The 22,233-nt window shown below is 66.3% G+C and carries 20 protein-coding genes; 1 reads left to right on the top strand and 19 read right to left on the bottom strand.

The window, feature by feature from the left end; all coding sequences use genetic code 11:
* Nucleotides 1–16 precede the first annotated feature (16 nt).
* The 19 genes from HWV67_RS02550 to mnxG all read right to left on the bottom strand — a co-directional run bounded on the left by HWV67_RS02550 (nt 17) and on the right by mnxG (nt 21,043).
* Entirely contained in the window at nt 17–856 is an 840-nt protein-coding gene (locus tag HWV67_RS02550) for a CsgG/HfaB family protein (RefSeq protein ID WP_175649779.1), read from the bottom strand.
* A gap of 26 nt (nt 857–882) precedes the next feature.
* Nucleotides 883–1,296 (bottom strand): curli assembly protein CsgF, encoded by a 414-nt coding sequence (locus HWV67_RS02545; protein WP_175649778.1) that lies wholly within the window; start codon nt 1,294–1,296, stop codon nt 883–885.
* On the bottom strand, nt 1,293–1,688 hold the full coding sequence (gene csgE, locus HWV67_RS02540; protein WP_175649777.1) for a curli production assembly/transport protein CsgE: 396 nt from the start codon (nt 1,686–1,688) through the stop codon (nt 1,293–1,295). Before csgE ends, HWV67_RS02545 begins: the two co-directional genes overlap by 4 nt.
* The gene (locus HWV67_RS02535; protein ID WP_175650951.1) at nt 1,685–2,206 is read right to left on the bottom strand and encodes a type II secretion system protein; all 522 of its coding nucleotides are present in this window, start codon (nt 2,204–2,206) and stop codon (nt 1,685–1,687) included. Before HWV67_RS02535 ends, csgE begins: the two co-directional genes overlap by 4 nt.
* A complete protein-coding gene (locus HWV67_RS02530) occupies nt 2,181–2,555 on the bottom strand; it encodes a type II secretion system protein (RefSeq protein ID WP_175649776.1) in 375 nt (124 codons plus the stop codon). Before HWV67_RS02530 ends, HWV67_RS02535 begins: the two co-directional genes overlap by 26 nt.
* 5 nt (nt 2,556–2,560) lie before the next feature.
* Nucleotides 2,561–3,034: a type II secretion system protein gene (locus HWV67_RS02525; RefSeq protein ID WP_175649775.1), complete on the bottom strand. Its 474-nt coding sequence runs from the start codon at nt 3,032–3,034 to the stop codon at nt 2,561–2,563.
* Nucleotides 3,035–3,037: 3 nt separating this feature from the next.
* Nucleotides 3,038–4,870, bottom strand: coding sequence for a secretin N-terminal domain-containing protein (locus HWV67_RS02520; RefSeq protein WP_175649774.1), 1,833 nt, complete (start codon nt 4,868–4,870; stop codon nt 3,038–3,040).
* The gene (locus HWV67_RS02515; protein ID WP_175649773.1) at nt 4,867–5,367 is read right to left on the bottom strand and encodes a hypothetical protein; all 501 of its coding nucleotides are present in this window, start codon (nt 5,365–5,367) and stop codon (nt 4,867–4,869) included. The genes HWV67_RS02520 and HWV67_RS02515 overlap by 4 nt, the downstream gene beginning before the upstream one ends.
* Nucleotides 5,367–5,912, bottom strand: coding sequence for a type 4a pilus biogenesis protein PilO (gene pilO / locus HWV67_RS02510; RefSeq protein WP_175649772.1), 546 nt, complete (start codon nt 5,910–5,912; stop codon nt 5,367–5,369). Before pilO ends, HWV67_RS02515 begins: the two co-directional genes overlap by 1 nt.
* Nucleotides 5,899–6,441, bottom strand: a complete 543-nt coding sequence (locus HWV67_RS02505) for a pilus assembly protein (RefSeq protein ID WP_175649771.1) — start codon at nt 6,439–6,441, stop codon at nt 5,899–5,901. The genes pilO and HWV67_RS02505 overlap by 14 nt, the downstream gene beginning before the upstream one ends.
* A gap of 1 nt (nt 6,442) precedes the next feature.
* A complete protein-coding gene (locus HWV67_RS02500) occupies nt 6,443–7,228 on the bottom strand; it encodes a hypothetical protein (RefSeq protein WP_175649770.1) in 786 nt (261 codons plus the stop codon).
* Nucleotides 7,209–8,912, bottom strand: a complete 1,704-nt coding sequence (locus HWV67_RS02495) for a GspE/PulE family protein (RefSeq protein WP_175649769.1) — start codon at nt 8,910–8,912, stop codon at nt 7,209–7,211. Before HWV67_RS02495 ends, HWV67_RS02500 begins: the two co-directional genes overlap by 20 nt.
* A gap of 53 nt (nt 8,913–8,965) precedes the next feature.
* Nucleotides 8,966–9,499 carry a response regulator gene (locus tag HWV67_RS02490; protein WP_175649768.1) on the bottom strand — a complete coding sequence of 178 codons (534 nt, stop codon included), beginning with the start codon at nt 9,497–9,499 and terminating at the stop codon, nt 8,966–8,968.
* Between the two features lie 220 nt (nt 9,500–9,719).
* The gene (locus HWV67_RS02485; RefSeq protein ID WP_175649767.1) at nt 9,720–10,385 is read right to left on the bottom strand and encodes a SurA N-terminal domain-containing protein; all 666 of its coding nucleotides are present in this window, start codon (nt 10,383–10,385) and stop codon (nt 9,720–9,722) included.
* 37 nt (nt 10,386–10,422) lie between these two features.
* On the bottom strand, nt 10,423–11,949 hold the full coding sequence (locus HWV67_RS02480; protein ID WP_175649766.1) for a cytochrome c/ABC transporter substrate-binding protein: 1,527 nt from the start codon (nt 11,947–11,949) through the stop codon (nt 10,423–10,425).
* Nucleotides 11,950–11,952: 3 nt separating this feature from the next.
* Nucleotides 11,953–12,612 carry an SCO family protein gene (locus HWV67_RS02475; protein WP_175649765.1) on the bottom strand — a complete coding sequence of 220 codons (660 nt, stop codon included), beginning with the start codon at nt 12,610–12,612 and terminating at the stop codon, nt 11,953–11,955.
* Entirely contained in the window at nt 12,605–13,255 is a 651-nt protein-coding gene (locus tag HWV67_RS02470) for an SCO family protein (protein ID WP_175649764.1), read from the bottom strand. The genes HWV67_RS02475 and HWV67_RS02470 overlap by 8 nt, the downstream gene beginning before the upstream one ends.
* 21 nt (nt 13,256–13,276) lie before the next feature.
* Nucleotides 13,277–15,223: a YncE family protein gene (locus HWV67_RS02465; RefSeq protein WP_175649763.1), complete on the bottom strand. Its 1,947-nt coding sequence runs from the start codon at nt 15,221–15,223 to the stop codon at nt 13,277–13,279.
* Nucleotides 15,224–15,238: 15 nt separating this feature from the next.
* Nucleotides 15,239–21,043, bottom strand: a complete 5,805-nt coding sequence (gene mnxG / locus HWV67_RS02460) for a manganese-oxidizing multicopper oxidase MnxG (protein ID WP_175649762.1) — start codon at nt 21,041–21,043, stop codon at nt 15,239–15,241.
* A gap of 610 nt (nt 21,044–21,653) precedes the next feature.
* Between mnxG and HWV67_RS02455 the strand changes: the two genes are divergently transcribed.
* A complete protein-coding gene (locus HWV67_RS02455; protein ID WP_175649761.1) occupies nt 21,654–21,965 on the top strand; it encodes a hypothetical protein in 312 nt (103 codons plus the stop codon).
* The last annotated feature ends 268 nt before the right edge of the window (nt 21,966–22,233 follow it).

The raw sequence follows: 22,233 nt of genomic DNA, 5'->3' as shown, positions 1-22,233 counted from the left end.
CAAGCGGCGCTCGATCTCAAGGACGCTGGTACTGCCCCAGATACCGATCCAGCACCGCCTTGTCGCCACTGCCATCCCCCGCCACCTGCCACAGCCGCCGCTCGATCCCCTGGGCCAGCAGATGCCCCACCGCCGATTCGATCGCCGACAGCACGCAAAGCTGCGCCGGCTCGTTGGTGGTGTAGCCCACTTCCGCTTCCAGCAGTTTCTTGAATTCAATGAACTTGAACACCCCGGCACTGCGCCCCACCGAGTAGATGGTCTTGCTGGTCATGACATTGGCCAGCACCTGTCCGCTACGCACGTCCACCGCCCGCAGGTTGACGGTGACCTGGTCCACCCGATACTCGCGGGAGATATCGATGCCGAGATAGCGAGCCCCCTCCCCCCCACTGCGCACGTTGGTGTCGTAGGCGATGATGCCGCCTTCGAGCATCAGGTTGGCCGCCTGCAACGGCGGCAGCTCGGCCTGGATGTTCACCGGGGTATCCGGCTTTTTCTGCGAGGCGCGGATGATCTTGCGCTCGGTCAGCAGGTTCTGCAGCCCTTCGCGCTCTAGCACCATGAACCAGCCGCTGGCCTGCAACGCATCCATCAGCATGCTCGCCGCGCCCTGGGTGACGCTGGTGGAAAAGGAGCTGGCCGGGCTTGGTTTGTATTGCCCGGTCTGGTCGCGAAAGCCGTACACCACCGCCATCAGCCGGCCCTTGGGGCGCGGCATGTTGAGCAGGTCGTAGTAAGTCGAGGCCCGCGGCGTCAGGGTCGGGGTCTCGGTGTCTTCGGCCGACATCGGTTCACGCAGACCGCAACCTTGCAACGTGGCGAGAATCAGCAGGGTGCCCAGTAGACGTTTCATGTTCATCACTCCCCTTTCGGCACGGCTCAAGGATTCAGCCCGTTGACCTGGATTTCCGACACTTCGCCCGTCGCCCGGTCGGTGACCTGGATGCTCAAGGCCCCGGAGTCGTCGATCACGTTGATGATGAACGAGTCGGTGGACATGCTGCCGCTGTTGCCATTGGCGATGTTGTCCAGCAACTGCGAGAGCATCCGCGACTCCAACTGGTTGCTGAAGCGCTCCAGGGCGGTGGTGCCGGCGTAGGCCGAGCGCCCGCCGATGGACGGGTCGTCATGGTCGTTCTGCGCCTGGGCGTTGTTCAGCAGCCAGGTGCCGTTGAGCGGGTTGCCGCCAAACGACGGGTTGATCGGCGTGTGCACCAGTTCGGTGGCCGACGCCTGGGCGCAGGCTGCGAGGAATACGGCGCAGGCCAGACGGTGGGCGATGGTGGTGTTCATAGCTCGTCCCTCTCCAGATCGGTGGTGTCCTGCAGCAGCGACTCCAGCTTGCGCTGGATGACCTGCGCCTTGACCAGATCGGCAGCCTCGTAGGCTGCGTCTTTGAGTTCTACGGTGTTGGGTGGCAGGAACCGCCGGTACACCACCCGTTGCTGATACTCGACCGACACCAGGCTGCCCCAGCGCGGGTCCGGCTTTTCCCGTACCACCAGGTTGAAATCCAGGCGGCTGGTGGCACGCAGCCGCTCGGCGAAGCTGTAGTAGAAGTCGTGGCCGATATGGCTGATGGTGGCGTCGACGATAAAACCCATCATTTCGTCCTCCTCGCCGCCCCGCGCCTGCGCGCCGATCAGGGCCAGCGACAGCACGGCAACCCGCAGCCAGCGGTTCATGGCGCCGCCCCGGCCGCCGCACGCTGGGGCGCCTCGCCGGTAAAGGCCCGCTCGGCGACGAACTGCCAATCGGCGTAATGCCCCAGTCCTTCGAAATCCGCCCACTGCGCGGCAAACCCGGACTGTTTGCGCGGCACACCCTGGGAGCGGCTGTAGACCCCGGTGATGCGCCCGTCGATGGAACGCACCAGGCCCCAGTCGTCGCTGGCGGTGATCGGATCCGGATACAGCCTGCGGATATGCCGCTTCAGGTTGGGGAAGCGCGAATCCTCCAGCAGTTCATCCAGCGTTTGCGGGTACTGGGCCAGCCCCGGCGAGGCGCGGTAGTAGCTGCGCAGGGCCTGGGCGTACTGGCTGCCGACCCACAGCAATTCCTGCTCGCGCTCGCGCAGCACCTGGCTCGACCACAGTTGCCCGGCGGCGCCCAGGGCCATGCCGCTGACGGCGATCAGCAGGAGCACGCCCAGGTAGGTAAAGCCGGCCTCGGCCGCTTTACCACTCGGCATAAAGACTGCCATCATGCGCCCTCCCGGTTGCTCCGCTCTTGATATCGCCCACCGCGCCGGCCACGCCCTCAGGCGGCGGCAGCAGTTGCCAGAGGTCCCGGCGCTGGGTGATCGGGTCCAGCGGCGCGGCACGCAGGTAGCGCTGCTCCACCAGTTGCTCCAGCGACTCGGGGTAGTGCCCGGTGTCGCCGTAGTAGTGATCGAGGGATTCGCGCAACACCGCGAGGCTCTGGCGCAGCGTGGTTTCCTTCGATTGCTCCAGGCTGCTGAAGTAACGCGGCATGGCGATGGTCACCAGGGTGGCGATGATCGCCATCACCACCAGCAGTTCGATCAGGGTAAAGCCCTTGCTCTGGCGCATTGTCGTCACCACTGGCTGTAGGCGATGCCGTTGAGGCCCTTGCCGGGGGCCTGGGAATACACGTCGAACACGTCCTCGCCAGGGCGTGGGTTGTCCGCGCCGCTGTCGTAGGCGCGCAGGCCCCAACCGCTGTCGTCGTCACGCCCTGCCGGGCGCAGCGGGTCGCGGGGGATGCGCCGCAGGAAGTAGAACTTCGCGCCCTTGGCACTGCGCACGTCGCGCACGCCTTCCACCAGCACCTCGAGGCTCGGCGGATAGCCGCTGGCGTTGAGGTTTTTCTCGATGTAGCCGGCGTCCCAGGCGCGCTTGTAGGCGTCGATGCCGTCACGTAACTGGAACAGCGCGGTCTTCAACGCCTGCTCCTTGCCGCGGCGGATCACGGTTTCGGTCAGCGGCGCGGCGATGGCCGCCAGCAGGCCGATCAGGGCCAGGGTGATGACCACCTCGATCAGGGTGAACCCGCCTTGCGCGCGTTTCATGGCTCAGGGTCTCCCGGCGATCGAGGTGTTGCTGACCGCCGCATCCGGCGCCGGCTCGGCCATGTCGCTGGCACGGTTGAGGTTGCGGATCTGCAGGCTGGTTTCGGTGCCGGTGGCGAACTCCATGTCCGACGGGCTCTGGTACGGCAGGTTGCGCACGATGCGCGGGGTGATGGACAGCACCAGTTCGGACTTGCCGACATTGTCCTTGTTGCTGCCGAACAGCCGGCCCAGACCGGGGATGTCGCCAAGGCCGGGGATCTTGTTGCCGCTGGCGCCGTGGTCGTTGCGCACCAGCCCGGCGAGGATCTGCGTTTCGCCATCGTGCAGGCGCAGGCTGGTCTGGGCGTTGCGGGTATCGACCTGGACCGGGATGGTGCCCTGACGGGTCGGTTCCAGCGGCGTGGCGTTGCTGACTTCAAGGGCGATCTTTATCGCCACTTCGTTGTTCAGGTGCACCACCGGGGTCACTTCGAGTTTCAGACCGACATCCAGGTAGGTGACGCTTTCGGTGATCACCGGGCCCTGGGTCGACGGCACCGAGGTGGCGCTGATGATCGGCACCCGCTGGCCGATGTGGATGCGCGCCTGCTCGCGGTTGCTGACGCGGATCACCGGGCTGGCCAGGGTGTTGATGTCGTTGTCCTGGGCATTGATCTTCAGTTGCGGCGACGGCGCGATGGAGATCCGCGACGAGTTGATGCCGCGCAACTGATTGAGCAGACCAACACCGGTGCCGTCGCTATTGACCACGCCGAAGGTGTTGGGCCATTGCAGGCCGAGGTCGAGGATCCGCGAGCGGGCCACTTCCATCACTTCCACTTCCAGCACCACTTCGGGGTTGGACTGGTCCTGGGACTGCAACAGCTTCTCGGCCATGCGCACGGCGTCGGGGGTGTCGCGCATAGTCAGGGTGTTCAGGCGCTCATCGACGAACACGTCGCGGGTCTTGAGCATGGTCTTGACCATGTTCAGCGCGGTGTTGGCATCGATGCTTGTGAGGTAGAAGGTGCGCATCACCAGTTCCTGGTAATCCTTGGTTTTCTGCGGCGAGTCCGGGTAGATCAGCAGGGTGTTTTCATTCACCACCTTCTGGTGCAACTGGTTCTGCTCCAGCAGCAGCGCCACGGCGTCTTCGATGCGCACTTCGCGGACGAAAATGGTCGCTTTCATGTCCGGGCGCAGGTCCTTGTCGAAGATGAAGTTGAGCCCGGCGACTTGGGACAGCACCTCGAAGATGGTCTTCAGGTTGGCGTCGCGAAACTCCAGGGTCACCGGCCGCTCCAGCTTGCCGCGCAGTTGCGGGTTGGGCTGGGCGGTGCGCGCCTGCACCAGCTCGATGTCCTTGCGCAGGGCCAGGCCGCCCTGGTTCTGTGGGTCGAGCAGCAGCACTTCGCGCATATGCCGTTCGGCGCCGAACAGGTCGCCCCGGCGCAGCGCCGCCTGGCCGAGGGCGGTGCGTTCATCGATGTTGCGCAGCTGCTCAATCTCGCGCACCGCGTCCTGGGCGCGACGGTTGTTCGGTTCCAGGGTCAGCACCCGGCCGTAGGCCATTCGCGCTCCGGCAAAGTCGTGACGCGAGCGGTCGCTGTCGCCCTGGGTCAGCAGCGCTTCCACCGCCTTGGCCCGGCCCTGGGCCAGGGCGATATTCAGCTCGGTATCCCGCGGCGACTCGACCAGCGCCTGTTCGATCACGGCGATGCCGGCTTCGTACTGCCCTTCGGCGATCAGCGCCTGGCCGTCCTTGCGCACGGCACTGGTGCCACAACCGGCAATGGCGACGAACAGCGCCAGCAGCAGAAATGGCGCGGGTTTGTGAACGACTGACGAAATCATGGTGCGCTCCCTACAGACAAGGTCTGGGACAGGTGCATGGGCAGGTAGACCAGGCTCAGCTCGGTCGCGGAGATCTGTTCGATCCGGTAGGTCTCGTCGATCACATCGCCGCGACGCACGACGTAGAGTTTTTCCCCGGCTTGCAGGAACACGCGTTGGTCGTCGCGATCATCCAGGCGCCCGACGAACTGGAACGGCAGCGCCGGCGCAACCGGCAGCACCTCCACCGGCGCCACCACCAACGGCTGCTCGGTGACCGTCGCCAGCACCGTGGCCGGTTTCCACTGCTTGCTGGCGAACAGATCGCGCAGCGGCGTCTTCAGCGTCTCGCGCGCAGCGCTCTGGGCCTTTGCCGCGGTGGCGGCGCTGCGCGGGGCGGCGATCACCGCGGCGTCAGCCTCCGGCGCCGGCGTTTCGAAGAAAAACCCCGGTGCCCAGGCCAGGGCGCCCGATACACCGAGAAAAGCGGTCCAGCCCAACAGCCGCTGAGTGTTCATCACGACCTCGACAGGTAAAGGGTCATGCGGATGCGCCCGGTCAGCTCGCTGTCGCCGATCCGTTTGCGTTGCAGGTCGATGTCTTCCAGCACCAGCGCCGGCATCTGCGCCAGCAAGGCCTGGAGAAAGCGGCGGATCTGCAGGTAGCTGCCGCGCAGCGGCAGGAGAATCTGGTAGCGCGCAAGCTTGGTGTCCGGGTCTACGCCCAGGGCGTATTCGCCACGGGACAGGCTGATCTTCTCGTCCCGGGCCAGGCGGTACAGGCGTTCGATGGCCTCGGTGGCTTCCGGTTGAGCCGGCAATTGCTGCTGCAGGCCCTGGAGCGGATCGACGCTGGCGGCGACGGCCGGGCGTTCACCACGGCGGACTTGGGCGAGTTGTTCGCTGACGTTCTCGCTGCGTGCCTGCAGGGTTTGCAGGTCTTGCCACTGACCGAGCTGGCCGACGCCGTGCAGCGCCGCGCCGAGCATCAGCACCACGCCGGCCAGCGGCGCCCAGCCAAGCTGGCGCAGGTATTCATGAACTCGCAGGCTAGAGACGCGCATCGCCGCTCTCCCAATGGGCCGACAGGTTGAACAGGACCGGACGCTCCGGCTGTTTGACGAGGATTTCGTGGTTGAGCAGCGACACGTCGTGCAGCTCGGCGCTGGCTTCCAGGCGTTTGTGGAAGGCCAGCATGGCTTCCAGGTCGCGGGCTTCGGCGCTGATCCGCACCTGCCCTTTGCGCGCATCCGGGCTCAGGCTGAGCAACGCGATGTCTTCTTGCGGCAGCCCTTCCAGCAGGCTGAACAGGCTGTCCCAAGGGCGCTGCAACTGCTGCGACAGGTTGCGCATCTGCGCCAGTTTCTGCGCCTGTTCGCGGCTCTGGGCCGGGCTCAGCGCCGGGACGTCGCGAGCCCGCAAGCCCAGTTGCTGTTCGCCCTGGCGCACCTGTTGCTGCAGTTGCGCCTGTTGCGCGTCGAGCTGTGGTTGCCAGGCCAGGCTGGCCGCCAGCAAGCCGGCGCCGAGCAGCAGCGGCGCCCAGCTCAGCGGGCCACGGCGAGGCGGGATGAAGTCGAGCTGCAGGGGGCCCATATCAGGCCACCACCCGCGCCATGCTGGGCAACAGCGCGGCGGGCTCGTCCAGTTCCAGCAATTCCACCGCGTCCAGCAACGGCTTCGGTTCGCGGCGTGCCGGGGCATGCACGAAGAGGCGCAGGTCGCCCTCCCCGGCGTGCAGGTTGCACTCGCGGGCCAGCAGCGCCGCCAGTTCCGGGTCGCTGTCGCCAACGCCCTGGCTGCGGATCTGCTGCCAGCCGCCGGCGCGTGCCAGCAGGTAGACGCAGCGCTGCGGCTCGGCAAGGGCAAACAGGAAGTCGTTGCCCGGCACCTGCCCGGCAAAGTGGTTCCAGGCCGCCATCAGGTACGGCTGCACCGCCTCCAGTTTCAGCTGGGCGGCGCGGCAGCGTGTGGCGAGCCCTTGCAACAGCGCGTCGGGCAAGGCCGCGGCAATTCGCGCGCAACCGGCCGGCTCTGGCGACAGGACGATGGCCCAGTCATCCAGCGACTGCCCGTAGCAGCGTTCGAAACAGGCCCGGGCATACACCTCGAACTCCTGCGGCCGGGTGATGCCTTCGCTCCACGGCACCAGGCAGAAGCGGCAGTACTGCGCCGCCAGCACCACGCTCAGGCGCCCGCCTTTGCAGGCGTGGCTGGCGAGCAGCGTGGCCAGGGCGTCGAGGGCGACCTCGGCGAGTTGTTCGCGTCCGGCTTCCACCGCGACGCTGGCCAGCCAGTGCTGCTGGCGGCCCTGGCGACGGCACAGGCCGACTCCCTGGGCGCCGAGCACGGCGACAAATCGATCAGGCGATAAACGTGACACGATTGATCTCCTCCAAGGTGGTGCGGCCCTCGCGAACCAGTTCCAGCGCCGAGCCGCGCAACAGGCGCAGGCCGCGCTGACAGGCATGGGCCTTGATCCGGGAAAGGGGTTGGCGCTCGACGATCATCTGGCGCAGGTCGTCGTCCAGGTGCAGCAGTTCGGCAATCGCCGTGCGTCCGCGGTAACCGCTGCCGCGGCACTGGCCGCAACCCGGGCCCTGGACGAACTGCCAGCCATCGACCGGCGTCGTGCCCAGGCCCGAGGCGGCCAGTTCTTCGGCATCCGGCTGGTGGGGTTGGGCGCAGTGCGGGCAGACCAGGCGGATCAGGCGCTGGGCGAGCACGGCGTTGAGGGCGGAAACGAAGCTGTAGGGATCGACCTGCATCTGACTGAAGCGGCCGATCACATCGAAGACGTTGTTGGCGTGGATGGTGGTGAACACCAGGTGCCCGGTGAGCGCCGACTGCACGGCGATCTGCGCGGTGTCCGGGTCGCGGATCTCGCCAACCATGATCTTGTCCGGGTCGTGGCGCAGGATCGAGCGCAGGCCGCGGGCGAAGGTCAGGCCCTTTTTCTCGTTGACCGGGATCTGCAACACCCCCGGCAACTGGTATTCCACCGGGTCTTCGATGGTGACGATCTTGTCGTGGCCGTGGTTGATCTCGCTGATCATCGCGTACAGCGTGGTGGTCTTGCCGCTGCCGGTGGGACCGGTGACCAGGATCATCCCGTAGGGCTCGCTCGCCAGCCGGCGCAGGCTGCGCAGGGTCTGTTCCTCGAAGCCGAGGGCCTGGAGCTGCACGCCGCTGACGCGGTCGGCCAGGTCCTGCTTGTCCAGCACCCGCAGCACCGCGTCCTCGCCGAAGATGCTCGGCATGATCGACACCCGGAAATCGATCTGCCGGGCGCTGATACCGATCTTGAAGCGGCCGTCCTGGGGCACGCGTTTCTCGCCGATATCCAGCTCGGCCATGACCTTGATCCGCGAAATCACCTGATCGGCGAACTCGCTGCCGCTGACCTTGCTGATGGCAGTGAGCACGCCGTCGATACGGTATTTGATCACCAGGCCGCTGCCGGTAACGCCGAGGTGGATATCGCTGGCGTGCATTTTCAGCGCGTCGTAGAGCGTCGAGTTGACCAGCTTGACCACCCGGCTCTGGTCTTCGCTGATGCTGGTCAGCGACAGGCTCTGCAACGCCTCGGTTTCAATGCCGCCTTCGGCCTCGCTGCCCAGCGAATCGACGGCGTGGAAGTTTTCTTCCTGGCGGGCGAGAAACAGCGCCAGGTCCGCCGCTTGCGCCAGGTACAGCGGCGCGCCGTGCAGGTGCTCGTCGATCCAGGCCAGACGCTCACCGTCGAACGGGTCGGCGAACACGCCGGCGCGCTGGCCGTCCAGTTCAACAAGGATGAATTCGCGCTTCAGGCACTGGGCCAGGCTGACGTGGGTGAACAACGGGGTGGCGGCGAGCAGGCGCTGGCTGTCCAGCACCGGGTAATGCAGGTGGCTGCCGAGCGCCGCGACGAAGTCGGTGGGGGCCAGGGCGGCCAGTGTCCGCAGGCAATCAAGCAGGCGTTCGCCGCTGTGCCCGGCCTGTTCGCGGGCCTGGCCGAGCACAGCGCGGTCGAGGATTGCCGGGGTGGCGGCGGTAGCCGGGGGTACAGCGAGCGACACGGGTTGCATGGCCTGCTCTCCAACGCACTAGGCGCGGCGAGCCGGGATCGGTGTGCTCGCGCCTACTCCCCGGTGAGCAGTTGGTCGTCGTCGGGAGGGGGCGGTCGCGAGCCATTACGCCGTCTATCCGCCAGAACCCAGGTGCCGTCGTACAACTGCAAGGGGAAACTCTGGTTTGCGTTCTGACGGCGTTCGACGAAACCCGTGTCCGTGTTGCTGCCCGCTCTGGACGTGCGCGCGATACCCATCAGGTCGAAGACTGCGCGGGCCAGTTCCGCCAGCGGAAAAGGCTTGAACAGGATGTGACTGACTCCGAGCTGGGCGGCGCGCTCACGGACCTCGGCGGTCGGGTGCGCGGTGATCAACACGAAGTGGCAGTCCCTGTGCGAGCGCACGGCCTCCAGAACCTGAAATCCCTCCATATCGGGCAAACGATAATCCAGCACGGTCACATCGGGCTGAATGCGCTCGGCCAGGCCGATGGCACTCGTTCCGTCGTGGGCAACATGGACGCTCAGACCCTGTGTTTGCAGATATGTCTTGAGATTCTGCGCAAGCGTCTGTTCGTCATCGACTACCAGAACTGTCTTCACCAAGGTCGACTCCAAGAACATGCTGGTGCGGTTTCCCGATCCGGCTGAGTGCGGCCTTGTAGAGGCTTACGCACGCTTCATGCCAGACCCGGACGGCGATTTATGACGCTGTTAACCCGTTGATTCTGTTGATTTTGCCCATTCATCCCGATACGGCTGCCCCCAACCCCGGGGGCAGCATGGCACTTTGCCCCTAAGCTTCCCCCAACACTGGGGAAGTCGCTCAGCGGGTATCGGCCCGCTCGATCCGGGCGTCTGCCCGCAGACGCTGCAACGCCGCCTGGCGGGCCTGCGCCTGCTGTCGTTCGAAGAGGAGGTTTTGAGTCACTGCGAGTCCCTGCTCACGTTCGACCGGACTTTCGTCCTGTTGGTTCGAGCCAGTTGCCGCAGTTTGTCGGCGCTCCCGATGGAACGCCAACACCTCTTCATCCGTGGGCGGCGAGACCTGGCCAAGCAGTGAATACACCTGCTGCGCGGCGATCTCATGACGAGTGTAGTCGGCGAACGAAGCCTCATCGAAGCCGGCATCGGCCAAGGCGCGGGTGAAACCGGTGCTGTCGGGGAAGGCCCGGCGCAGCTCTTCGATCCGTGCCTGCACGGCGCTTTCGTCAACCTCGATGCCCCGCCGACGCGCTTCCTGCCAGAGCAGTTCCTTGGCGATCAATTGCTCCAGCGCCTGTTCGCGCAGGCGCTGGTACAGGCTCGGACTGCGGATGCTGGTGAGCGCGCGGCCCTGGTCTTCAAGGTACTCGGCGAAATAACGCTCAACGCGTAGCGCGCTGATGCCCACGCCGTTGACCCGCACCGCCGTCTCGCCGCCCTCCTCGGCCTTGAGCATAAACGCCTGGGCTGCGGCGATCAGCACCAGGATCAACAGAAAGATTTTCATCGCACACCTCTCTTGGCACATCTCATGGCACATCTCATCATGGCCGATCGGCCGGACGGGTATAAGGCGCCACCGGGTAGAACAGCGGCCCCGGCATCGACAGCGTGACCACATGGGCGCCCGCCAGGCCCTGGCGCCGACCGGGGCCGAAGCCCAACGGCGGGGTCAGGCCGGTGTCGATGTCGTGCAGGCTTTCCAGGGCGTTGACCAGCTTGTCGCGGCTGGCGTCGCGTCCGGCGCGCTTGAGGCCCTCTTCCAGCAACACCATCGAACACCAGGCGCCGACCTGCAGCAGCGCCTGCCGGCCGTCCAGCCCCTGGCGACGGCGCAGGTCGTTGAGCGCCGCGCGCCCGGCCGGGCTCCAGTCGCCGGGCACGAACGGATAGGCCAGAAACACCCGCCGCGACCACTGCTCCGGCACCTGCATCAGTTCACCGGCGACCTGGCTGGACGCCGCGAACAGGTACGGCGTGCGCCCCGCCGCCTGGAGCGCGGCAGTCAGTTCGCTGAAGGCTGGCGCCAGCCCGAGGAAAAACACCGCCTCGCCCTCCACCGCCCGGCCTTCGAAAGGCTGCAATTGCAGCTGCGTCCAGCCGCGTTGTTGCAGGTCGGCCAGCAGCAGCCGGGCCAGCGCGGCGTGGGCCGGGTCGCTGTAGAGGATGCGCGCCGGACGCTGACGCAGGTCGAGGGACGCTGCGCCGTAGTCGGCCAGGCTGAGCAGTTGCTCATGCAGCCCCGGCAGCGGATCGAAGATCTGTCGGCTGTCATTTTCCTGCGCCTGGGCGCCAATCAGTGGCACCCCGGCCTGCTCCAGGCGCGCGGCGAGCGTGTCGTCCAGCGCCGGCGCCAGCGGCATGACCAGGGCGAACACTTGTTCTTCATCCAGCAAGCGGGTCAACGCCGCCTCGGCGCTGGCCCAGTCCGGGCCGGGATCGATCACCGACAACTGCAAGCTGCGGCCATGAATGCCGCCGCTGGCATTGATCGCCTCGATGCGCCCGGAGACGATGGCCCGCACCACCCGCGCCGCGTCCGCCAGTTCGCCTTCGGCAGGCAGCAGCGTGCCGAGGCGCAGAAACCGCTCTTCAACGCCGGGATCGTGGTCCTCGGCCAGGCGCTTGAGGTACGCGGTGAGGTTGCGCTGGTCGGCCATCGACAGGGAAAAACGCGGCATGGCCGGGTCCAGGCGGTTGCCCGCCGGATCAACGCCTTGCTGAATGGCCCGCGCCAGGCTGGCATCGTTGTAAGCCGGGTAGTGGCGGCCATTGAGCTGACGTTCACCGCCCGCCAGCACCAGCCGCTGCCAGCTCAACTCGGGCGGACGGACCCCGCCTTCGGGGCGGCCGCGGCCATCGCGACCATGGCAGTTGGCGCAAGGCACCACGCTGGCCGGCACCTGCATGTTCGCCGCGCCGACCAACGCCGTGACCTGCCCATCAGCCGCCGCCACGCCCTCGCGGTACAGGCGCTTGCCGGCCGACTCTTGCGGGTTCAGTTCCAGCGCGAGCGCAGTCTGGGCCAGAGTCAGCGCAGCCAGCAGCAGCGTGGCGCACAGGCGGTTCATGATTCAGCGCCCGGCCAGTGGCAGGGTCATCAATTGCAGACGCTGGGCGATGGCCGTGGGCGGCGCGTCCGGGCGGATCTTGCTCCAGCGCTTGCCGGCGACGTCACCGGCGATCAACTGGGTGGAGTGCTGTTCGGGGCTGGGCAGGATGTGCCCCAGGCGCGCCAGCACCCGGTCGATATCGGCCTGGGCGCCAGTGAGAAACAGCCAGTTCGGCCCGTCCACGCCCTGTTGTTCGGCGAAGCGCTTGAGCACTTGTGGCGTGTCGTTGGCCGGGTCGCTGCTGATGGAAATGAAGGTCACCTCGCCGGCCTTCTCGCCCAGCGCCTCGCGGACCTCGCGCAGCTTGCGGGTGATCAGCGGGCAGGCGTCGTTGCAGTGGGTGAAGATGACGTTGAGCAGCACCACCTTGTCTTTCAGCACGTCGCTGTAGAAGCGCAGGCGCCGGCCGTTCTGGTCCAGCAGTTCGGTGTCGGTGAAATACGCCTGGGCATCGTGGGTGCCGACACTGGGCGGCGGCGCGGCGGGCGCTGACTCAGCGGGCGCCGATGGGGCATGGCCGTCATGGGCCATGGCGACGCTGGCGAGAATCCACAAGCAGGCGCCAAGCACCAGCCAGTCGAAGGGTTTCATGCCGGGGCGACGCACGCTGACTTCACTCATGGCTGTGCTCCTGGGCAATCGCGGTGTGGCGGGCATGCACCCGGCGAGTGCTGAGACGATCCACTTCGCCGACCAGCTTGTCCGGGTCGGTGAAGCCGTAGAACCGCGTCCAGTGACCGGTGCGGCCATCGCCCACCAGAATCAGCGGCGGGTGGTTGCCCAGGTCGGCGCTGAAACTGCCCAGCCCCTTGAGGGTTTCGGTCACCGCGTATGGCGTGCCGGTCAGCCAGCTCCAGCCCGGCCCGTGCTGGAAGGCCCGGGCGTAATCGTTCAGGCGTTTCGGATCGTCGTGCTGGGGGTCGACGCTCAGCGACACCAACTGCACCTCCTCGCCCACCCGCCCGCCGAGGCGCTGCTGGACCTTGCCCATGATCGACGACACCACCGGGCACACCGTGGTGCAGCGGGTGTAGATGAAACCGATAACGGTGATGCGGTCGGCGACCAGGTCTTTTTCCAGGCGCACCGGCATGCCGTCCTGGTCCAGCAGGGCGACATCGGCGAAACGCACCTGGGTCTTTTCCTGATGGGCCGCGGGGGCGTCATGGGCGCTGTGGTCGACGCCGCCATGGGCGTGAACCTGGGCAATGGCGCCGGCCAACAGGCACAGGGCCAGGAAACTGCGGGCTTTGACGGATTTCATCGCGCGTTCCTCGTGCTGGGATCATTGCGCCTTGGCGGGCAGCACCCGCAGGCTGGTGTAGTTTTTCTCGGCGAAGGCATCGCCCAACGACGGCGCCTGCACATGCAGGTACCAGGCGCCGGCCTCGCCCAACTGCAGCGCGGCCTGGTAGACGCCCTCGCCGACTTCTTCCACTTCGCTGCTGCGGGCCCGCGACGATGGCGCGAGGAAGTAACGCAGCGACAGATCGCGTACGCCCTTGCGCGGTTCGCCGCTGCCTTCGAGCAGGCGAAAACGCGCCACGAACGGGCTGCCCTGATGAACCACCGGGCGATCCATCAGGAATTCCACCCGTGGCGTGCGCCGGTGGGCCGCGTCCGGCGCTGCCGCCACTTCGGTGCTGAAGCAATGGATGATCTGCGGCTGGTTGAGCAGGAAGGCGACGTCGAAATCCCCCGCCGCTGGCAGCTTCACCGTCGAGCTGTAGACCCCCGGCGCCACCTCGCGCAGGCTGCGGTCGATGACCAGCGCGGCGCGGGCGTTGGAGCCGCGGTTGGCGTAGCCGGACATCGGTGCGTTCATGCCTTCGGCGTAGAAATAGGTGGTGTTGTCCACCGGGTTGACCACGAACACCGAGTTCTCGTCACGGGCCACCGCCAGGCCCTGGGCCAGCGGCAAGTCGCCGGCCTGGCGCGGCGCGGCCGGGCCGGCGTCGAAGCCCTGGGTGATCGGCGTACGCCCCTCGCCCAGGCTCGACAGGTTGATCATGGTCACCTTCGACGAGGCCAGGCCGCGCACGTAGGCGTAGGCCTGGGTGAAGGTCACCTGATACGGCTCGGCGGAGACGTCGAGGTTATGCAGCAGCCGGTCGCTGCCGGCATCGATGACCACGGCGCGGTTTTCCAGGGTGTTGAGGACAATGCCGAAACGCCCGTCGCGGCTGAAGCGCATCGGCCCCAGCCCCGGCTGCGCCTGGATGCGGCTGCGCAGCGTGTGACTCCGGGCATCAATGACGCTGATGCTGCCGTCGCGCCCGTCAGCCACGTACACCGCCTGGGACAGCGCCGAATACGCCACCGACAGCGGGTGCGGGCCAACCTTGAGGGTTTTCAGCAGGCTCAGGTCGCTGCCGTCGATCACGCTCAGCGTGCCGCTGTCGCGGTTGCTGACAAAGGCGTAGCGCGAGTCGTGGCTGAAGGCGATTTCATGATGGCCCTTGCCGGTGGGAATGAACTTGAGCAGCGCGCGCTTCTGCGTGTCGATCACGCTGACACCGCTGTGGGCGTCGTCGGTGGCGTTGTTGCCGACCCACAGTAGGCGCTGGTCGGGCTGCAACGCCACGCGCACCGGTTGCTGCCCGGCAGGCAGGTCTTCGACGTGCTGGAAGGTGGTGGTGTCGATCAACGCCACCTTGCCCGCCGCCGGCATCGACACGTAGACCTGCTTGTCGTCGCCGCTGGCCACCCAGTCCATCGGCGTGTCGCTGAGGCCGATGCGCGCCAGGGTGCTGGTGACACCGCCCACCGAGACCGACGGGTCGATCACGGTGAGGCTGGCGTCCTTGTTCAGCACCAGCAGGAAGTAGCTGTTGAGGTCCATCAGCGGCCGGGCGCCGATGCTGCTCTTGAGAAACAGCGCGACCCGTGCCTTGCAGCTTTTGTCCCGGTCCCGGGCCGCGTCGCCGCTCAGCGCCGGGTCGATCCAGGCCCCCGGCGCCACCCCGGACAGCGGCTGTCCGGAGTTCTGGTCGGTGACCTTGAAGCGGATGCTGGCGTAGGCGCCTTCGGTCAGGCCGCCGCTGCCGCCCAGCGGCGTGGCTTCGAACTCCACGGTGATGCCATCGCGGCTGAGGCGACTGGCGCCCAGGTCGGGGCCGACCGCCAGTGGCGCACGCGGGTCGCACCACAGGCTTTCGTAGGCGACACCGATGCCCATCAGCAGCACACCGGTCATCAGCCCCAGGTACAGCGACTTGTTCTTCTTGTTCATGCGCCTGCTCCCTGATTACTGCGCCGGTGCCGTGGCGGGCGGGGTTTCGTTGGTGACCCGGAGGATCCCCCAGAGTCCCGAAGCGTTGCCGTAGGCGGCGTAGTCGCGGAACAGGTAGTCGCCCGGAATGGCGTTGCCGCCGCCGGCGCTGGGGTGCATGAAGCTGAAGTGCGCCGCCGGCAACACGCTTTCCTGGGCGCCGATGTACATCGCCATCGGGTTGTAGGCGAAGCGCACCGAGCCGATCCCCGGCAGGCCCATGGGGTAGCCGCCGGTGTCGGATTTCTCCGCTTGCAGGGCGTGCAACGGCCACAGGTGCCCGTCGAGCTGATAGGTGACGCCGCGGCTGCCACCGGTCGGCATCAGCACATGGGTGCGGAACGGCTGACCGGGCTTGGCCCACAACACGGGAGTCTGCGGATCGCCGCCGACCAGCAGGTTGGCGTAGGCCATATGGGCGTTGCCGACGTCGGCCCAGCCGCTGCCATCGGCGTGGCCGAACGGCGCGTCCGGCGCCAGGCCGAAGCGGAACCACAGCGGTTCGCTCTTGTAGTTGATGGCCATGCCGGAGTTGTCCTTCGGATCGCCCGGCACGCCATTGCCCTCGGTGTTGATGCCTTCCACCGGCCGGCCATCGGCCCAGCGCATGTTCAGGGCGCGCTGCCAGACCGTGGCGAAATCACGGTAGGCGGCCTGCCCGCTGACCTGCACGGTGGCCGAGGCACGGCTGGCGGCGTCTTCGGTCCAGGTGGCGTTGAGCGGCAGGATGCTCATGGCGCCGACCAGGCCTTTCTGGCCCTGCTTGATCACGTCCGCCGGGGTGATGTTCAGCCCGCCGAACTCGATCGGCGTGGTGTTGATGTTGTCCACCGCGCGGCCCAGTTGCGACACCGGCTTGCCTTCACGTTCCAGGTGACCGGCGTAGTACTGATAGACCTTGTTCGGCCAGGCGCCGCTGTTGCCGGCCCGTGGCGGTACGGTCTGCACCGGGTTCTGGCCGACGTTGACGCCGTCCGACTTGGTGATGTCGTAGGCCAGCAACTGAGCGTGGAAACCGACATGGCTGGACGGCCGCATCAGGTTGTTGTTGAAGGCGGTGGAGCCTTCGCTGCCGTTGCGGTCGCGCTTGACCACGTTCTGCATCGAGGCGGTGCTGGCCAGGTCCGGCATCACCAGCGGCAGGCGGTTTTCCAGGGTGACCTTGATGCATTCGCCGGCAGTGGCGCGCAGCACCAGCGGCTCGATCGGCACGCCGGGTTTGAGCTTGCCGGTGCTGACATCGAGGTCGGCCTTGCGCACATAGAGCACGGCGGTCGGGTCATGCAGCGGCCCGGCGTGGCCACCGATGGTGAAGACCTCGCCGTCTTCCGGGTCCATCACGCTGACCTGCGGGATCGCCGTGGTGCGGGTGTTGTAGGTCAGCGTGCCGCCGTTGGCCTTGAGCGGCCCGCCGACATGCTGGGCCGCCCCGGCCGGGTCGGTGATGCTGACCGCTTGCGGGTTGCCGAGGATGTCGTTGGCCAGCGCGGCGACGATTTCATAGCTGCGGGTGACGGTCGGCCGGGTGCCGATGCCGTTGGTATTGGCGGTGTAGCGCGGGCAGATGCCGTCGAACGCCACGGTGTTGCGCGCGGCCATCGGCTGCGGGTTGTTCGGCAGGGCGAACAGGTCGCTGCGGCTATTGGTGTAGTTGCGCATCACGCCCCAGATGCCATTCCAGTAACCCTCAAGCGAAGCATCCAGTGAATACAGGTAGTCGCCGTTGGGCGCAGCCGAACTGGAGACCATCGACACGGGCGCCATAAAGCCCAGTTGTTCGGAGATGCCCACCATCTGCGAGGCTTTCCACCCCGAGTTGGAACTGCTGCCGAAGCCCGAGCCGCTTTGCAGCCACTTGACGCCGTGCAGGGTCACGTTGTGTTCCTCCTCATGACCGCCGGCGTGCATGCGCAGGCGCACGTTGTCACCGGAATAGGTGCGCAGCATCGGCGTGAACGGGTCACCCGGCTCGGCGCCGGCCTTGTTGATATGCGGCGGGAATTGCGTGGTGCCGCCGGTGGGGCCTACTGCCTGGGTGATCGCTGCGGGCGACAGGTTCATCGCCGCAATGGCGCGGTCGGTACGGGTCTGCATGGCGAAGGCGAGATCGCCGGCCAGGCCGTCGGCCTGCATGCCGCGCTTGCCGTCCGGGGCGACCTTGTTCGGGTCGAACACCCGCAGGGCCAGCGGCTCGTTGCGGTAGTTGACGACGAACATGCCGGGGTCATCCACCGAGATCGCCTGCGGGCATGGCCGGCTCGGGCAGCCCGGGGTCAGACCGCCACGGGATTCCACCACCGACTCCAGCAGGTTCGAAGCTTTCTGCCGCACCGGCGGGTTGATCGCATAGCGGAAGCTGTCGGCACTGGCCGGATAGGCCTGGGCATTGGGGATGCCGTTGGGTCCGGCGCCGACATAGACGCCCGCCTCGTAGGCATGCTGGAAGTCGCTGTATTCCAGGAAGAACTCGCGGTAGCTGTCGTTGCGCCCGTCGTTGTCCAGGTCACCGGTGGCGATCACCGCCTGCCACGAAGTCGGCCCGCCGTCTTCGCGTTGCGCGGTGTTGTACAGCGCCTCGCCCGTCTCGGCATGGAACCAGGTGGAACCGGCCGGCTCGGCCAGCACGGTGGCGTAAAGACCCAGTTGCTGGTGGGTCGATGGGCCGAGGTGGTCGTGGGTGAAGATGGTGCCCAGGCCACGGTCGACGTTGTTGATGTTGACCACCGGATCGGTGAACCAGCGCTGCATCTGCGTGCGCGCGCCCAGCCAGTCGGCGCGGCCATAGCGGCCAAAGAACGGATGCGCCTTGGCTTTCGGGCATTCGGCGCTGCCGTCACGCGGGTCGCTGCCCAGGCACTGGTTGAACGCGCGGATGGCGTGGATGCGTTCGACCACGGTGCCGGGCGAGAGAATGCCGTCCTCGTAGTTCCAGCCGTTGGCCGAGCCATCGGCGGCGGTGAGGTCCCACTTGGGCAGGTGGATGTGCTGGCCGATCACGTCGGTCGGCGTGCGCACCTGATAGTCATCCATCTCGTAGAACGCCGGGATCAGGTTGGTGTGCTGGTACATCACGCAGTCGAAGGTGTTCATGCGCATCACCAGCGGCTCTGGCGGACGCTGCTTGGTGATCACCGGCCAGGCGTCTTCCCACAGGGCGATGATGCGCGCCTGCGGGAAGTGGTAGCCGACCTTGTTGTAGACGGCGTCGAACTGGATATTGGCGCCCTTGTAGATGCGTGGACGGTCGGCGGTGAACGGCGACGAACCGGTGAAGCTCATGCCGTCCAGACGCTCGCCGCTGTGGTATTCGCCCAGGGGCGAGGCCTGGGTCAGGCGCTTGGCGCGGTCATCCATGCACGGTTCGTAGTACGGCGCGCCGGCCACCGGCAAGGCGCCGTTGGTGCGGAACGCCTTGGCCACCACCTGGCGGCCCGGCAACAGCGCGTAGCTGGGGTGCTCGGGTCTGGAGTGGAAACGCATGGCCGCCTGTTCGACCTCGGTGCCCTCCTCCGGCATGAACACTGCCTTGGCCCGGGTGATTTCCTTGGAGAAATCCAGCGCCGTGGTAGTGGCGTGGGCTTCACCGCCCGCCGCCACGCCGTCCAGCGCATGCCGCGGCAGGCCGCCATCCCAGCCGGCGGACTGGGCCGGATCGAGGTTGGCCCACAGGCTGTTGCCGCTGTCACGCAGGCTGCGCGCCTTGTCGGTGTCGAGCATGTCCAGCGGTGGGGTCGGTGGCCGTTGACCGACGGTGCTTTCCATCCCGCCGATCCAGAACGGATAGCCGGGGTTTTTCAGGCTGCCATCGGCGTTGCGGTTGCTTTCGCCGCGATCGACCAGGACCACCGAACCAATGGCGCGCAGTTCGCCGTCGTGGGCCGAATCGTCGTCATCGTCCTCGTCTTCCGGCTCATCGTCGTCATGACGGGCGACCAGTTCCGCGGCCATTTTCGGAATCACCGCGACCTTGCCCGGCATCGGCGCCATGGCCTTGCCTGGCAGCGGCACCACGGCGGGAATCGGTGTGCCGGCGACAATCTCGCCATCGGGCAAGGCCCGAGCGCCGGTGGCCGGCTTGCCGCTGCGCAGGGCCCACGGCGTGGTGTGATAGCTGTCGGCGCCCTGCCCCGAGACTTCCAGGCGGGTGCCCTCTTCGAACACATCGTGAACCCGCCACATGCTCCACATGCCCTGGGCGAAGTGCGGATAGAAATGGCAGTGATAGATGGCGTCGCCGGCTACCCGGTTGCGGTTGCCCGAGCCGCCGTTGGCGATTTCGTAGGTGTAGCCGATGCCCGGACCGATGCCCTGGGCGTCGACGTAGTCGGAGTTGTCGTCATTGGGGTTGAACAACCACTGGTGCCCGTGCAGGTGGAAGATGTGCTGCTCGTGACCGTTGTGGCTGTTGCGGAACTTGATGAAGTCGCCGATGTAGCTGTGGTTGACGTTGGCCGGCTCCGACGGGTACAGCGCCATCGTCGCCTTGACCCCGGTATCGCGCGGGTCGGGGATCTCGCCGGGACGGATGTTCTCCAGGCCGACGTTGGCCGGCACGTCCACCAGCATCGCCACATCACCGACGGTGTGCGAACTGAGGAAGAATTCCTCGTAGGCGCACGACAGGCAATCGTGCATCGGCCCCACGCCCAAGCGGTTGGCCACCACCTCGGCGCCCATGCCGCCGGAACCGTAGTTGATCATGAACGAATCCCGCGCCGGCTCCAGCACGTGGCCCATCACCGGGTCCGACCAATAGCCGGGGAAGGCCTGGGTCGCGGCGGCTTCATCGGTGAAGATCGAGGAGAAATCGCGGAACGCCTCCAGCCGGTTGGGCAGCGCCGGGTTGCGTTTGCCGAGGCTTTCCAGCGGGTAGGTCGAGGCCGGGAAACTGCCGTCGGTGTTGGGGCCCATGACCACGGCGTCGGCTTCGCTGGAAACAATCTCGCTGCCATCGACCATCGCGACAATTGGCGCGCCGGCCTTGCCCTCGCGGATCCACGGTTCGCGCTGCGGATAGCGCGCTTCATAGTCCACCACCGGCTGACCGGTCGGTGCGCGGCCGGTGGTGGCCATGCGCATTTCCTCTTCGGTCAGGGTGTTGCGGTAGCTGCGCCCGCCCTTGGGCAGCACGATCACCTGGCCGAACAGGCCATTGGCGACGTTGCCCGCGGCGCCTTCGCCACCGAAGGTTGCGCCCTTGCTGGTCGCGGCGAAAGCGCCTTCGCGCTCGGCATACAGGGTGTAGGAGCGGGTATTGCCCGGCGCCACCAGAAAATTGCCGTTGCGCCCGGTGAAGGCGGCGATGTCCTGGATACCGTTGACCGCTTGCAGGCCATTGACCTGGAAACCGACATGGCGATCGCTGACCTGATCATCGACGATCGGGTCGTGCTCGGCGTCGGTCAGGTCCTTGTTCGGGTTGGCCTGATAGGCCAGCAGGTTCTGCAGATTGATGGTCAGACAGTCCCCCGCCGCGACCCGCAGCACGATCGGCCGCGGACGCTTGTCCGGGCGCAGCGACACCTTGCCCGGCACCGCCGCCCCGCCTTTGCTGAGTAGCACATCGTGCTCGTCCACCACATCGCGGCGCAGGGCGAACATCATGCCATTGGCGTTCTGCGCGCCGAGGCGGTTGAACATCAGCGGCTGGTCCAGCGCGACGACATTCGCCACCAGCGTTCGCTCGCAGCGGATCGCCGCCTGCGCGGACAACGGGATGGCCAATACAGCTAAGGCCAGGGACAACAGAGAGGGCAACAGAGTGCCTTTGACAGTGATCATCGTGGCGCGCCTCGGTCGGGACGTTTACGACGGGAGTGCAAGGGCCGCGCCAGAGTTTTTAGATGTTGTTTTTCAAGGGGATAGCGGCGGGTTGTGAAGGGGATTGGGGAAAGGGCCCGGGATTACCCGGTTTTGGGAATTGGGGGATGGCGGGTGATAGCGGTTTTAGTGATGACCCCGGCGAGCGCACATGAGTGCTGAATTAGTCATCCGAGCGCACATGAGTGCTGAATTAGTCATCCGACCGCACAGGACCGCTGTCGCATGACGCCACACAACGCCGCTCCGTACGACTTTCCTGTAGGTAATTTCCCAATCATACTTCCGCCCCTCGCCAGTCGTTGCACTCCGGGAAATCCGCACCTAGTCTTCGCGGGCCGCTGCCAATTCAGCGGTCGGGTTTAGCAGCTCGTTTCGGATCAAGTGCACTTGGCGCTCTACCTCGTTCAGCGGTCGTTTCTGGCCGGCTGGCGTGTGTCATGGCGGCTGTGCGCGGGGCGCATTCGTGCGCGCCGGGTTCCTTGATCCCTGGTCTGCTAACCCGCGTACAGCTGCCTCCCTTTCGTTTAGCAGCGATGGGCGGAAGCTCCACTGATCAAGGAACTTCAAGATGATAAAAATCGTCCCCGACCCACCGTCCTCCACCCCTCGTCGCTGTACTCTCCACACCCGTTTCAGCACCTGCAACAGCGGGCACAAGCCTTTATTCGCCATCTGCGACGGCGTGGATATCGAAGATGCGCTGATGCATCTGTCCATGTCTCTGAAAGCTGCATTCGAAACCAACGCTCAGCTTTGCGAGATGATTGAAAAGCCCCTTGGGGGACTCGCGTGGTCGACTTGGCACTCGCTGGAGATTTGCGAAGCGCTGGTTGAGTCGCTGCTGGGGAAAGTCGAGAGGCCAGTGGTTGTTGCTGGATAACTGATGGGCACCAAGCGCTAGCCGACAGTTTTTCAGCGCTCTTGAGATCGAGCGCCGCCCGCGCGGCGCATCGCGACGGTTCGGCGCCCCGACAAGCTCGCTCCTACAGTTGGTTGCAACGTGCCATGGCCTGTGAGAGTGGGTTGCCCGCCTTTTGCGTTTGGCGATAAATCGCGGGGAGGCTGTTGAGGCCGACTCGATACCGCGTCGTGCAAACAAGGCGGTCAACCATGGCCTGACAGGCATAGGTACGGTGCAGCAAATGTAG

The organism is Pseudomonas sp. Marseille-P9899, assembly GCF_903166565.1.
GTDB lineage: Bacteria > Pseudomonadota > Gammaproteobacteria > Pseudomonadales > Pseudomonadaceae > Aquipseudomonas > Aquipseudomonas huaxiensis.
The sequence above is the reverse complement of the archived record's forward strand: the minus strand, read 5'-3'. Positions and strand labels throughout refer to the sequence as shown.